The sequence below is a fragment of the Streptomyces sp. NBC_00457 genome (assembly GCF_036014015.1).
In the GTDB taxonomy this organism is placed as follows: Bacteria; Actinomycetota; Actinomycetes; order Streptomycetales; family Streptomycetaceae; genus Streptomyces.
This window is the reverse complement of sequence record NZ_CP107905.1, coordinates 3,233,192-3,246,284: the sequence shown is the minus strand read 5'-3', so window position 1 is coordinate 3,246,284 and position 13,093 is coordinate 3,233,192. Positions and strand designations below refer to the sequence as shown.

The 13,093-nt window shown below is 69.6% G+C and carries 10 protein-coding genes; 5 read left to right on the top strand and 5 right to left on the bottom strand.

Annotated features, from left to right (window positions below; genetic code table 11):
• Positions 1-17 precede the first annotated feature (17 nt).
• Positions 18-668 (bottom strand): hypothetical protein, encoded by a 651-nt coding sequence (locus tag OG828_RS14690; RefSeq protein ID WP_328501374.1) that lies wholly within the window; start codon positions 666-668, stop codon positions 18-20.
• 97 nt (positions 669-765) lie between these two features.
• A complete protein-coding gene (locus tag OG828_RS14685; RefSeq protein ID WP_328501373.1) occupies positions 766-1,422 on the bottom strand; it encodes a hypothetical protein in 657 nt (218 codons plus the stop codon).
• Between the two features lie 153 nt (positions 1,423-1,575).
• Here OG828_RS14685 and OG828_RS14680 point away from each other — a divergent pair, with 153 nt between their 5' ends.
• Positions 1,576-2,004, top strand: coding sequence for a hypothetical protein (locus tag OG828_RS14680; RefSeq protein ID WP_328501372.1), 429 nt, complete (start codon positions 1,576-1,578; stop codon positions 2,002-2,004).
• A gap of 24 nt (positions 2,005-2,028) precedes the next feature.
• On the opposite strand, the gene OG828_RS14675 is transcribed toward OG828_RS14680, so the two are convergent.
• The 3 genes from OG828_RS14675 to eccCa form a co-directional block, all read right to left on the bottom strand.
• Positions 2,029-2,346: a DUF397 domain-containing protein gene (locus OG828_RS14675; protein ID WP_210582683.1), complete on the bottom strand. Its 318-nt coding sequence runs from the start codon at positions 2,344-2,346 to the stop codon at positions 2,029-2,031.
• A 131-nt stretch (positions 2,347-2,477) separates the two neighbouring features.
• Positions 2,478-2,876 carry a hypothetical protein gene (locus OG828_RS14670; RefSeq protein ID WP_328355554.1) on the bottom strand — a complete coding sequence of 133 codons (399 nt, stop codon included), beginning with the start codon at positions 2,874-2,876 and terminating at the stop codon, positions 2,478-2,480.
• A 146-nt stretch (positions 2,877-3,022) separates the two neighbouring features.
• Entirely contained in the window at positions 3,023-6,967 is a 3,945-nt protein-coding gene (eccCa, locus tag OG828_RS14665) for a type VII secretion protein EccCa (RefSeq protein WP_328438198.1), read from the bottom strand.
• Positions 6,968-7,238: 271 nt separating this feature from the next.
• Between eccCa and eccD the strand changes: the two genes are divergently transcribed.
• From eccD to OG828_RS14645, 4 genes are all read left to right on the top strand, one after another.
• Positions 7,239-8,696 (top strand): type VII secretion integral membrane protein EccD, encoded by a 1,458-nt coding sequence (gene eccD / locus OG828_RS14660; RefSeq protein WP_210582680.1) that lies wholly within the window; start codon positions 7,239-7,241, stop codon positions 8,694-8,696.
• Positions 8,697-8,889: 193 nt separating this feature from the next.
• Positions 8,890-9,177 (top strand): 30S ribosomal protein S15, encoded by a 288-nt coding sequence (rpsO, locus tag OG828_RS14655; protein ID WP_210582679.1) that lies wholly within the window; start codon positions 8,890-8,892, stop codon positions 9,175-9,177.
• Positions 9,178-9,472: 295 nt separating this feature from the next.
• Positions 9,473-11,701, top strand: coding sequence for a polyribonucleotide nucleotidyltransferase (locus OG828_RS14650; protein ID WP_328501371.1), 2,229 nt, complete (start codon positions 9,473-9,475; stop codon positions 11,699-11,701).
• Positions 11,698-13,080 carry a M16 family metallopeptidase gene (locus OG828_RS14645; protein WP_328355541.1) on the top strand — a complete coding sequence of 461 codons (1,383 nt, stop codon included), beginning with the start codon at positions 11,698-11,700 and terminating at the stop codon, positions 13,078-13,080. The genes OG828_RS14650 and OG828_RS14645 overlap by 4 nt, the downstream gene beginning before the upstream one ends.
• Positions 13,081-13,093: the final 13 nt, after the last annotated feature.

Here is a 13,093-nt window from a genome sequence, read left to right as displayed (position 1 = left end):
CCGCCGGTGACGTCGTGTCACGGCGTACGGCCCTGAGTGCGCTGCCGGTGTCCCTTCACGTCGGGCCGGCCGATGTGGCCCGCCGCGCGTTCGGACTCGCCGAGCCAGATGTGCGGGACGTACTGCTGGACCGCGCTCACCACCTCCTGCCGGTAGGGGGCGGGGAAGGGGAGGCGGTAGCGCAGGCGGGGCAGGTCGGGGTGCAGCGGCTCCTCGTCGCGGACCAGCGTCCACAGCACCGGGTCGTCCCGGTCGATGGGGCCGTTGGGGAACAGCTCAAGGGAGTAGAGCTTCTGGCTGCGGCCGAGCTTGCTCCAGTAGAGGCCGACCCCGGCGAGCGTCTGCCAGGGGATGACGTTCCGCACGTTTCCGTTTGCGACCCACAGGCCCGTGTGGTCGACGAGGATCCTGCTGCGGCGGTTCGCCCAGTTGGAGAGGAAGAGGAACACGCCGAGCACACCGAGCGCCAGCGTGAAGACGAGGCCCGCGAACCCCGCGACGGTGGACTCGCCCTTCTGATTCCCCGTGGTGACGATGGCAGCGCCGACGACGCCGACGGCCCCCACCGCGATGAGCAGGACGGAACAGGGCAGTCCCACCATGACGCTGCGGCGGCCGGTCCGTATGACCATCGCGTCCGGGGCTGGGGAGAGGGAGTGCGGTGTCATGGTGCGTGAGCCTAACGAATCGCCGACGGCCTACGGCAGTTGCGGCTGCGGCACGTATCCCGCCGACCGTGGAGTAGCCCCGCGTAGTACCGGCGCCTCAGAAGAAGTAGCTCACCAGGAAGCACACACCCGCACCCACAAGCCCGACCCCGATCATCCCGATCACAGCAGCCCGCGTCACTCCCCGCCCAGCCGCCTCCCACGCCGCGTCGTACGAGATACGGCTCCGACCGAACGGGGCGAAACCCGTGGCGAGGCAGAAGACGCCGAGGCCCGTGAGGACCCAGCCGCCGAAGAAGGCGCCGAACCAGCGCCATGCCCGGTCCATGCCGCTCTGGACGTAGTCGGCATCGCCCGCGCCGGCCGCCGTCGGTGGCTCCGTCTGCTGCACCGACAACTCGGTGCCCTGCGCGTACCGTTGCCGGACCTGCACCGCGGCCTTGGGGTCCGTGCTCGAGCCGCCGTCGGCGACGAAAGTGCCCTCGCAGCGGACGGGCCGGCGGTTCTTGCGGCTGCTGCGCGAGGCGTTGTTCGGGTAACTCACCTCGCACTGCTGCACGGTGAGGGTGCCGGCCGTACCCGTCCAACCCGCCGCGTACGCCCCCTCGTACGCGCCGAATCCGCTCAGGGCGAGCCCCGCCAGCAGGAAGACCAGTCCGCCCGCGCGCCCGAGGCGACCGAGGGCCCGCCCGAGGAGACCGGCGGCGGAACGGTCGGGTCCGGTGCCCTTGCCGGTGGCTTGCGTCCGAGCCATGACAATCTGTCCTTCTCTTCCGCGGCGGCCGGTGGCGGTCGGTGGCGGCCATCGGCGAGCCATTGGCGGCCAGTGGAAGTCAGCATGGCATCTCGTGCGTGACGCGAGATACTGCGGGTGGCCGAGAGGCGACGAGCACTGAGGAGACGCGACATGGCCAGTCGACCCGACAACTCACCCGATCCGCACGGCTCTTCGCCGGACCGCGGTGTGCTGGACGAGGCACTCGAACCGGAGCAGATCCGTTCCCTGAACTCCGCCCTGCGTCAGCTGTCCACGTCCGACGGTGTCAGCAAGGACATGCAGGAGGCGGCCAAGAAGCTGCTCTCCGGCCGACTTGCCCTGCGCGACGCCCTCGACGACCCCGCGGTGGCCCGCGCGCTGGGCAGCGGCATGTCGTCCCTGCGCGGTCAGTGGGAGTCGCTGTCCGAGGAGGAGCGCGAGCAGATCAGGCGCGGGGAGGCGGGAGGGAGCGGAGACCCCTCCGCCGGGCCGTCCGAGCCGAATCGGCCAGAAGGCGATAACTCGCAGCCCGGAAAGAAGAACCAAGGGCGCCACAGCGGCGGGTTCTCGCTGTACTGACGCCCCTGGGGACGACCGTACGTCCTACTCAGCCGCCATCCCACCATTGTGCGGCGCGGGCTCCAGGTCGAACTCCCCGTCCCGCGCCCCGAGTACGAACGCCCGCCACTCCGCCTCGGTGTACCGCAGCACGGTGTCGGGGTCGAGGGACGAGCGCATGGCGACCGCGCCCTGCGGCAGATACGCGATCTCGACACGCTCCTCGTGTGTCTCGGTGCCGGGCGCGGAGTGCCACTCGACCCCCGAGATGTCGAGGGCGTACAGCTCGTCCCGCTCGCGCTCCTTGCGCGCCTTGACGTCCTCGGGCTGAGTCTCGACCTCGTTGTCCCGTGCCTGGGTCATGCTGCTGGGCCTCTTCCTGACGTGCGAACGAAGTGTGCGTCTCAGCCTACTTGCGCAGAGCGCACTCACGCTGCGGAACCGTCAGGTCACGCACAGCTCACGCTCAGCACAGCTCACAGAGCCGGGTCAGGTCACTCCTGCCGCCGACGCTCATGATGCACGCCGGTCACCATCTCCACCTGGCCGTCGTACTTCGAGGTCAGGTCCCGCCAGGCGGCGTCCTCGTTGCCCTCGTTCAGCTCGTGCCGGACGCCCATCTCCGTGAACGCCAGCCCTATCCCCGCGATGCGCTCCGCCAGGCTGCCCATCGACTGGTACATGCCGTCGCGCAGACCCTCGTAGACGACCCCGAACTTCTCGCCGATGTCGTCGTCGCCCCAGGGCGGCGTGCTGCCGCTGCCGCCCTCCAGCGCGGTCAGGCCGGTTTGCAGGGCCTGCACCGCCTTGCTGAAGTCCAGGCCGACACTGAACATGTTGAAGCCCTCGGTCTTGAGGACCCCAGGATCGGCCTGCATCCCGTCGTTGGCCACAACTGCCCCCCGTGACTCGGCTCTTCTGTCGCAGCGTCACCTTAACGGGCCCGCCGTGGCCCGAACCAGACCCACCCGCACACGGCGGAGGGGCGGCCCCAAAACGGGTGCCGCCCCCCTGCACAGGTCACTCAACCGCGCACAACTCAGTGCCGCGGCGGCAGCCACCCCGTCTGGATCAGCTGCCCGCTCCGGCGCCGGGTGTGGAAGTGCCCACGCCCGGGCGGCAGTTGCGACGCCGTGATGTTGCCGAGCAGCGCCCCCTCGGTCCGGTCGCCGGAAAGCACGATGCCCTGGGCGCCGAGCTCGCGCAGACGCTGCATCACCGGCTCGTACAGCGACCGGCTGGCGCCGCCCGAAGCGCGCGCGATGATGACGCGCAGGCCGACGTCACGGGCGAAGGGCAGGTACTCGAGCAGCGGGGACAGCGGGTTCATACCGGTCGCCACCAGGTCGTAGTCGTCGATGATGACGAACGCGTCCGGGCTGCTGTACCAGCTGCGGTTGCGCAGCTGCTCGGGCGTCACGTCCGGGCCCGGCATCCGGCGGCCGAGCGAACCGGCCAGGCCCTCCAGCGTCTCCTGCAGCGCAGGTGCCGCCGCGCAGTACCGGGAGAGGTGCGACTCGGGCACGCCCTCCAGGTGAGCGCGTCGGTAGTCACCCATGACGATCTTCGCCTGCTGCGGTGTGTAGCGCTCACAGATCTGCTTGATGAGCAGCCGCAGCATCGCGGACTTACCGGACTCGCTCTCACCGAACACGATGAAGTGCGGGTCCGTCTCGAAGTCCACGAAGACCGGCGCCAGCGACGACTCGTCGATGCCGATGGCGACACCGCGCTCCGGGTGCTCGAAGCCCTTGGGCAGCCGGTCCCAGGGCAGCATCGTCGGCAGCAGCCGCACGGCCGGGGCGGGGGCGCCCTGCCAGTTGTCGTTGATGCCCCGGACGAGGATCGCCGTCGCCTCCGACAGGTCCTCCGTCTCCGAGGAGCCGTCTACCCGCGGCAGAGCGGTCATGAAGTGCAGCTTGTCCGGCGTCAGACCGCGGCCCGGCACGGTGGACGGCACGTTCTGCGCGACCTTGCGGTCGATCTCCGACTCGGTCGGGTCACCGAGCCGCAGCTCGATGCGGTTCTGCAGCATGTCCTTGAGCGCGGGCCGCACTTCGGTGTAGCGGCTCGCGGTGAGGATCACATGCACACCGAAGCCGAGGCCACGCGTGGCGATCTCGGTGACGGTGGACTCGAGCAGCTCGTAGTCCGTCTTGAAGGTGGCCCAGCCGTCGATGACCAGGAAGACGTCACCCCAGGGCTGGTCGGGCAGCTGGCCCGCGTTCCGGCGCTGCCGGTAGGTCTGCACCGAGTCCACGTTGTTCGCGCGGAAGTACTCCTCACGCGCGTTGAGGATTCCCTCGACCTCGCTGACCGTACGGCGCACCTTCTCGGCGTCGAGCCGGTTGGCGACCCCGCCGACGTGGGCCAGGTCCTCCATCGAGATGAGACTGCCACCGCCGAAGTCCAGGCAGTAGAACTGCACTTCGGACGGTGTGTGGGTGAGCGCGAACGACGAGATCAGCGTGCGCAGCAGCGTCGACTTGCCGGACTGCGGACCACCGACGAACAGACCGTGGCCCGCGCCACCGGAGAAGTCCCGGTACAGCACGTCGCGCCGCTGCTCGAACGGCTTGTCGACCAGGCCGACTGGCACATTGAGCCGGCCGAGTGCCGTGTAGTCGGGCGCGGTCAGGCCGCGTTCCGGGTGGACGGCGAGCTGGGGGAGCAGCTGCTCCAGCGAGGGCGCCTCCTCCAGCGGGGGCAGCCACACCTGGTGGGCGGGCGGACCCTGGTTGACCATCCGGCTGACGAGGACGTCCAGGACGGTGTCGGCGAGCGCGTCGTCCACCCTGTTGTCGGGCTCCGGCTCGTCGATCACCGGCTGCGGCGGCAGCGCCACGTGCTCCGCGGAGAACAGCGCGGGCCGCAGCTGCGTCGAGCGGTGCACCCGGGACGGGCCTTCGCCGTGGTACGGCCCCGACACGTACGCCGCCTTGAAGCGGACCATGGTGTCGGTGTCGTAGCGGAGGTAACCCGAGCCGGGGATCGACGGGAGGTGGTAGGCGTCCGGGACGCCGATCGCCGTACGCGACTCGGCGGCGGAGAAGGTCCGCAGACCGATCCGGTACGACAGATAGGTGTCCAGGCCGCGCAGCTTGCCCTCTTCCAGGCGCTGCGAGGCCAGCAGCAGGTGGATGCCCAGCGACCGGCCGATACGGCCGATCTGGATGAACATGTCGATGAAGTCGGGCTTGGCGGTGAGGAGTTCGGAGAACTCGTCGAGCACGATCACCAGCGAGGCCATCGGCTCCAGCGCGGCGCCCGCCGCCCGGGCCTTCTCGTAGTCGTGCAGGTTGGCGTAGTTGCCGGCCGAGCGCAGCAGTTCCTGACGGCGCTGCGTCTCACCCATGATCGAGTCGCGCATACGGTCGACGAGGGTGAGGTCGTCGGCGAGGTTGGTGATGACCGCCGCGGTGTGCGGCATGTCCGCCATACCGGCGAAGGTCGCACCGCCCTTGAAGTCCGCGAGGATGAAGTTCAGCGTCTCCGAGGAGTGCGTCACCGCGAGACCGAGCACCAGCGTGCGCAGCACCTCGGACTTGCCGGAACCGGTGGCGCCGACGCACAGACCGTGCGGGCCCATGCCCTCCTGCGAGGCCTCCTTGAGGTCCAGCATGACCGGCTCGCCGTTCTCGCCGACACCGATCGGCACCCGCAGCCGCTCGTGCAGGGTGCGGGGCCGCCAGGTGCGGGAGACGTCGACGGCGCCCGCGTCGCCGATGCCCATGAGGTCGGTGAAGTCCAGGTTGGACAGCAGGGGTTCGCCCTCCTCCGCGGAGCCGACCCGGAAGGGGGCCAGCTGCCGGGCCAGGGACTCGGCCTGCGCCGGGTTCAGCACATCGGGCTTGCCGTTGTACGCGGACTCATGGCCGACGAACAGCCGCATCCGCTCCGGCTTGACGTAGACCGTCAGGCCCGCGCGCAGCTCCTCCTCCAGCTCGCCGGGGGAGATCTCGATGAACGTGACGCCCTGCAGGCCCTCGGCGCTGGCGAGTTCGGAGTCCGGCGGTACGGTGCCGCCGTCGAGCACCACGATCAGATGCGGCTGGTCGTAGACCGGGTTGGCGTCCCGGTTCCAGCGCGGCCGGTCGTCCAACTGGTCCGCCAGCGCCTCCTCCAGCTCCCCGAGGTCGTCGAAGAGCAGCCGGGTCGAGCCCGCGCCGTCTTTGACCTTCGGGTGCTGGCTGTGCGGCAGCCACTTGATCCAGTCCCAGTCCGCCGTCGCCGAGGGATGCGCCACCACGGCGATCATCAGGTCCTCGGGCGAGTGCAGCGTCGCCAGTTGGGCCAGGGCCGCGCGGGCACTGCCGTAGACCGTGTCGGTCTCTCCGCACACCGTCACGTGGTAGAAGGCGCGCAGCGAGACGGAGACGGGCAGGTCGGAGAGGCTGCCGTGCGCGTCGAGGAAGGCCTTCATCGCCGCCGCGGTCAGCGGCTCCAGCTCGTCCTTGGGCGCCGTCTCCGGCGCGACGAGCGGAGTGTTCAGCTGCTGGATGCCACGGCCGATGCGTACGGAGGCGAAGTCCGCGTCCGTCGGGCGGCGTTCCCACAGTCGCTTGCCGTCGGCCGCCACCGCCCACAGCTGTTCCGGGTCGGGGTGCTGGAAGAGCTGGCTGCGCCGCTGCAGTTCGGCGGTCTTGTGCACGTCCTTGCGGACCTGCTCGAGATAGCGGAAGTAGTCACGCCGGTCCTGCGCCATGCCCGCGCCGCCGTTCTGCCGGGACCTGGCGAACTGGGCGATGGCCATGGCCAGCGTCGAGGCCAGCATCAGCCCGCCGACGACCCTCATGTAGGGGGGCAGGCCGGGCATGAAGAAGAAGCCCACGGAACCCAGCATGCCCATCATGGGCAGCATGTTCATCAACATGCTCTCGTCGCCCTCGCGAGGGATCTCGGGCGGCGTCTCGAGCTTGACCTCGCCGTCCGGGACCGCCGGGGGCACTATCCGCGGTGGTCGCTTGATGATGACGACGCTCACCGATGCACTCATCCTTCGCGATTGATACGTCCTGGCATCGACGCCCCCGTGTACCGCGACGTGTTCTCGTTCGCGTAGGCGTCATACGTGTGGGCGTCGATCCTACTGATGCTTCGAGTGCCGGAGGGAGCCAGGAGGATGGAGATGCCGAGGGGGGCCGGGGAGGAAACGGGGGAGGTGGCCCCCGCACCCCCCGTGCCAACGGATATGGTGGCGCTCCGCGTCGTACGAGCGGCGCGAGGAAGCCTTGTCCAGCAGGGGGAAGTACCAGGTGAGCACGGGGACGTCGACAGGTTTCTGCCGAATCACGATCGCGGCGCCGGACAGCCGGGTCGATGTCGCGCTACCGGAGGATCTGCCGATTCAGGACCTTTTTCCTGAGATCGTCAGACTCTCGGGCCTGGCCCGGCCGGACACCGATCCGGCCGGCTACCACCTGGTCACCCGCGAGGGCCAAGTCCTCGACGCCAGCCGCTCGTTGCTCGAGCACCGGGTCAGGGACGGCGACGTGCTGCTGCTGCGCACCTTCGCCGACTCCCTGCCGCCGGCCGTGCACGACGACGTCGTGGACGCGATCGCCGCCGCGGTCAAGCAGGACATCCGCAGCTGGAACGACAACCTGATGCGCGTGGCCGGACTCGTCTCCGGCGCCCTGCTGCTGGTCATGCTCGGCTTCGTCTTCTGGTTCGCGGATCCGATACGGCACGACATGCACGGCCTGCAGGGCATCCTGGCCGGCGTGGTCGCCCTGGCCCTGACGGCACTCGCCGGGGTACGGGCCCGGGTGTACGACGACCGTGGTTCCGCCGTCGCGCTCGGCATCTCGGCGCTGCCGCACGCACTCATCGCGGGCTCCGGCGTCATCCCCCAGGACGCGGGCGAAGGCCCCGGCCGGATCCAGTTCCTCGTCGGCTGTGTCGCCGTACTGCTGTTCTCGGTCGTGCTGATCATGCTGCTGCCGCAGGGCGACGCCCCGTTCGTGGCCGCCGCGCTGGCCGCCGGGATCGGCACGCTCGCCGTGTTCTGCGGCGTGCTCACCGAGGCGGAGCCGCGGGAGATCGCCGCCGGCACCTCCGTCGTCGGCCTGGCTGTCGTCGGCTTCCTGCCCGGCTGGTCCGCCCGCTTCGCCAAGCTGCCGATCGGCTTCCGCAACCCGGAGGACCTGGCCCGGGCCCGTCGTGAGGGCCGCGAGGGCGACCTCGAAGCCGTCGACGTCCAGCGCATCGTCGCCCAGACCAGCCGCGGTCACGAACTGCTGCTCGGCCTGGTCGGGGGCTGCGCCGCCGTGATCGTCGGCGCCGGTGGCGCGGTGCTCGGCTTCAGCGACGGGGGCTGGGCCCAGCTGCTGGCCCTGTGCACCGGCCTCGCCGCGATGCTGCGCGCCCGTCTCTTCCGGTACACCGCCCAGGTCACCTGCCTGTTCGTGGCCGGTGTCAGCACGATCGCGCTGCTGGTGCTCGGGCTGGCCATCTCGCCGCCGGCCGGCATCATCGTCGACCTCCTCAAGGGCGACTCCAGCGCCGTCGACATCCGGACCCTGTGGCTCGCCGCCACGGTCGGGGTGGGCGTGCTGGTCCTGATCGCGATCGCGCTGATCGTGCCGCAGAAGGGGCTCTCCCCGTTCTGGGGCCGCATGCTCGATCTCGCCGACTCGCTGGTGCTGCTCTCCCTGGTCCCGATCTGCCTGGCCGTCCTCGATGTCTACGGCGAGGTCCGCGGCGGCATCTGACCGGCGCGGGACGCCTGTCAAGAGCGCGCTCGTCTGCTGGTACGCTGTGTAACGGCCGTTTGTGTACGCACCCCCGGAGCCCCTGGCTCTGGAGGCCGCGCCCAGCGGATCCCCGCCTCCCGAGTAATGGAAGCTCCCCCGAGAAGTGGACCGGGGGCACTCGGTGGCCCTTCACAGACTACGAGGAGTACGCGTGTCGCTCGACGCCGCTACGAAGAAGCAGATCATCACCGAGTTCGGTACCAAGGAGGGCGACACCGGCTCTCCCGAGGTCCAGGTCGCGATGCTCTCGCGCCGTATCTCGGACCTGACCGAGCACCTCAAGACCCACAAGCACGACCACCACTCCCGTCGTGGTCTGCTGATCCTGGTCGGTCAGCGCCGTCGGCTGCTGCAGTACCTGGCGAAGAAGGACATCGCGCGCTTCCGCGCGCTGGTCGACCGCCTCGGCATCCGCCGCGGTGCGGCGGGCGCCAAGTAAGACGCCGTGAAGGGAGCGGTTCCCGAGACGATCGGGGGCCGCTCCCTTTGCCGTACGTGCGGAAACGTGCGGAGTGTCACACCCGCTTTGTAGTGTGGTAGCACAACGCAATAACAGAACAGAGAGGAGAAGCGCGCCTCGCCGCCGCCGGTCCTCGGTAGTGGCCCCCGGGCGAAGAGCCCCGGGTGCTTCGATCGAAGACCGGCCCGCACCAGACGGAGCGCTTCTCCGCAATCGTCCCCCTGCCACACGGGCAGCCACGGGACAAAGACGACAAGTAACGGAGAAAACGCTAGTGGAGAACGAGACCCACTACGCCGAGGCCGTCATCGACAACGGCTCCTTCGGCACCCGCACCATCCGCTTCGAGACGGGCCGCCTGGCCAAGCAGGCCGCCGGCTCCGCCGTGGCGTACCTGGACGACGACACCATGGTGCTGTCGGCCACCACCGCCTCCAAGAACCCCAAGGACCAGCTCGACTTCTTCCCCCTCACGGTGGACGTCGAGGAGCGGATGTACGCCGCCGGCAAGATCCCCGGCAGCTTCTTCCGCCGTGAGGGCCGGCCGTCCGAGGACGCCATCCTCACCTGCCGCCTCATCGACCGCCCGCTGCGCCCGTCCTTCAAGAAGGGCCTGCGCAACGAGATCCAGGTCGTCGCCACGATCATGGCCCTCAACCCCGACCACCTGTACGACGTCGTGGCGATCAACGCCGCCTCCGCGTCCACGCAGCTGGCCGGCCTGCCCTTCTCCGGCCCGATCGGCGGCGTCCGCGTCGCGCTGATCGGCGGCCAGTGGGTGGCGTTCCCGACGCACACCGAGCTCGAGGACGCCGTCTTCGACATGGTGGTCGCGGGCCGCACCCTGGAGGACGGCGACGTCGCGATCATGATGGTCGAGGCCGAGGCCACCGAGAAGACCATCCAGTTGGTCAAGGGCGGCGTCGAGGCGCCGACCGAGGATGTCGTCGCCGCCGGTCTGGACGCCGCGAAGCCCTTCATCAAGGTCCTCTGCAAGGCCCAGTCGGACCTCGCCGCGAAGGCCGCCAAGCCGACCGGCGAGTTCCCGATCTTCCTGGACTACCAGGACGACGTGCTTGAGGCGCTCACCGGCGCCGTCAAGCCGGAGCTCGCCCAGGCGCTCACCATCGTCGGCAAGCAGGAGCGCGAGGCCGAGCTGGACCGCGTGAAGGCGCTCGCCGCCGAGAAGCTCCTGCCGGAGTTCGAGGGCCGCGAGAAGGAGATCTCCGCCGCGTACCGCTCGCTGACCAAGTCCCTGGTCCGTGAGCGCGTCATCAAGGAGAAGAAGCGCATCGACGGGCGCGGCGTCACGGACATCCGTACGCTCGCCGCCGAGGTCGAGGCCATCCCGCGGGTGCACGGTTCCGCCGTGTTCGAGCGGGGCGAGACCCAGATCCTGGGCGTCACCACGCTGAACATGCTCCGTATGGAGCAGCAGCTGGACACCCTCTCCCCGGTGACTCGCAAGCGCTACATGCACAACTACAACTTCCCGCCGTACTCCACCGGCGAGACCGGCCGCGTCGGCTCCCCGAAGCGCCGCGAGATCGGCCACGGCGCCCTCGCCGAGCGCGCCCTGATCCCGGTCCTGCCGACGCGTGAGGAGTTCCCCTACGCGATCCGCCAGGTGTCCGAGGCGCTCAGCTCGAACGGCTCGACGTCCATGGGCTCGGTCTGCGCCTCCACCATGTCGCTGCTGAACGCCGGTGTGCCGCTGAAGGCCCCCGTCGCCGGTATCGCCATGGGTCTGATCTCCCAGGAGATCGACGGCGAGACGCACTACGTCACCCTCACCGACATCCTCGGTGCGGAGGACGCCTTCGGCGACATGGACTTCAAGGTCGCCGGCACCAAGGAGTTCGTGACCGCCCTCCAGCTCGACACCAAGCTGGACGGCATCCCGGCCTCCGTCCTGGCCGCGGCCCTCAAGCAGGCCCGTGACGCCCGCCTCCACATCCTCGACGTGATGATGGAAGCGATCGACACGCCGGACGAGATGTCCCCGAACGCCCCGCGGATCATCACCGTCAAGATCCCCGTGGACAAGATCGGCGAGGTCATCGGCCCCAAGGGCAAGATGATCAACCAGATCCAGGAGGACACCGGCGCCGACATCACGATCGAGGACGACGGCACGATCTACATCGGCGCGGTCGACGGACCCTCCGCCGAGGCCGCCCGCACCACGATCAACGGCATCGCCAACCCGACGATGCCCGAGGTCGGCGAGCGCTACCTGGGTACGGTCGTGAAGACCACCACCTTCGGCGCCTTCGTGTCCCTGCTCCCCGGCAAGGACGGTCTGCTGCACATCTCGCAGATCCGCAAGCTGGCCGGCGGCAAGCGCGTGGAGAACGTCGAGGACGTCGTCGGCGTGGGCCAGAAGGTCCAGGTCGAGATCGCCGAGATCGACTCCCGCGGCAAGCTCTCCCTGATCCCCGTGATCGAGGGCGAAGACGCTGATGCTGCCGCAGACGACAAGAAGGACGACACCGACCAGTGACGTCGAGCAGCTCCACGGCGACGGCCCGCACCTCTTCGGAGGCGCGGGCCGTCGCCCGTACCCAAACCCTGATCAAGGGCGTCAACGGCATCGGTACGGTCCGTAAGACCACCCTCCCCGGCGGCCTCCGGGTCGTCACCGAAACCCTCCCGTCCGTGCGCTCCGCCACCTTCGGCATCTGGGCGCACGTCGGCTCCCGCGACGAGACGCCGGCCCTGAACGGCGCCACGCACTATCTGGAGCACCTTCTCTTCAAGGGCACCACCCGCAGGTCCGCGCTCGACATCTCCTCGGCCCTCGACGCGGTCGGCGGCGAGATGAACGCGTTCACGGCCAAGGAGTACACGTGCTACTACGCGCGCGTGCTCGACGCCGACCTGCCCCTCGCCATCGACGTCGTCTGCGACATGCTCACGGGCTCCCTCATCCTCGAAGAGGACGTCAACGTCGAGCGGGGCGCCATCCTCGAAGAGATCGCGATGACCGAGGACGACCCGGGCGACTGTGTGCACGACCTGTTCGCGCACACCATGTTCGGCGACAACCCCCTCGGCCGCCCCGTCCTCGGCACGGTCGACACGGTCAACGCCCTCACCGCCGACCGCATCCGCCGCTTCTACAAGAAGCACTACGACCCGACCCACCTCGTGGTCGCCTGCGCCGGCAACATCGACCACAACAAGGTCGTACGACAGGTCCGCGCCGCCTTCGAGAAGGCGGGCGCCCTCCAGAGCCTCGACGCCACGCCCAGCGCCCCGCGCCACGGCAGCCGGAGCATCCGCACCGCCGGACGCGTCGAGCTGATCGGCCGCAAGACGGAGCAGGCGCACATCGTCCTCGGCATGCCGGGCCTGGCCCGCACGGACGAGCGCCGCTGGGCGCTGGGCGTGCTGAACACGGCCCTCGGCGGCGGGATGTCGTCCCGCCTCTTCCAGGAGGTCCGCGAAAAGCGCGGCCTGGCCTACAGCGTGTACTCGTACACCTCCGGCTTCGCCGACTGCGGCCTCTTCGGCGTGTACGCGGGCTGCCGCCCGTCCCAGGTGCACGACGTGCTGAAGATCTGCCGCGACGAACTCGACCAGGTCGCCGAGCACGGCCTGCCCGAGGACGAGATCGACCGCGCCATCGGCCAGCTCCGCGGCTCCACGGTCCTCGGCCTGGAGGACACGGGCGCGCTGATGAACCGTATCGGCAAGAGTGAACTGTGCTGGGGCGAGCAGATGTCCGTCGACGACATGCTGGCCCGGATAGCCTCGGTCACCCCGGACGACGTCCGCGCGGTCGCCCGCGACATCCTGGGACAGCGGCCCTCGCTGTCGGTCATCGGCCCGCTGAAGGACAAACAGGCGTCCCGTCTGCACGAAGCGGTCGCGTCGTGAGCCTCTCGGTCGC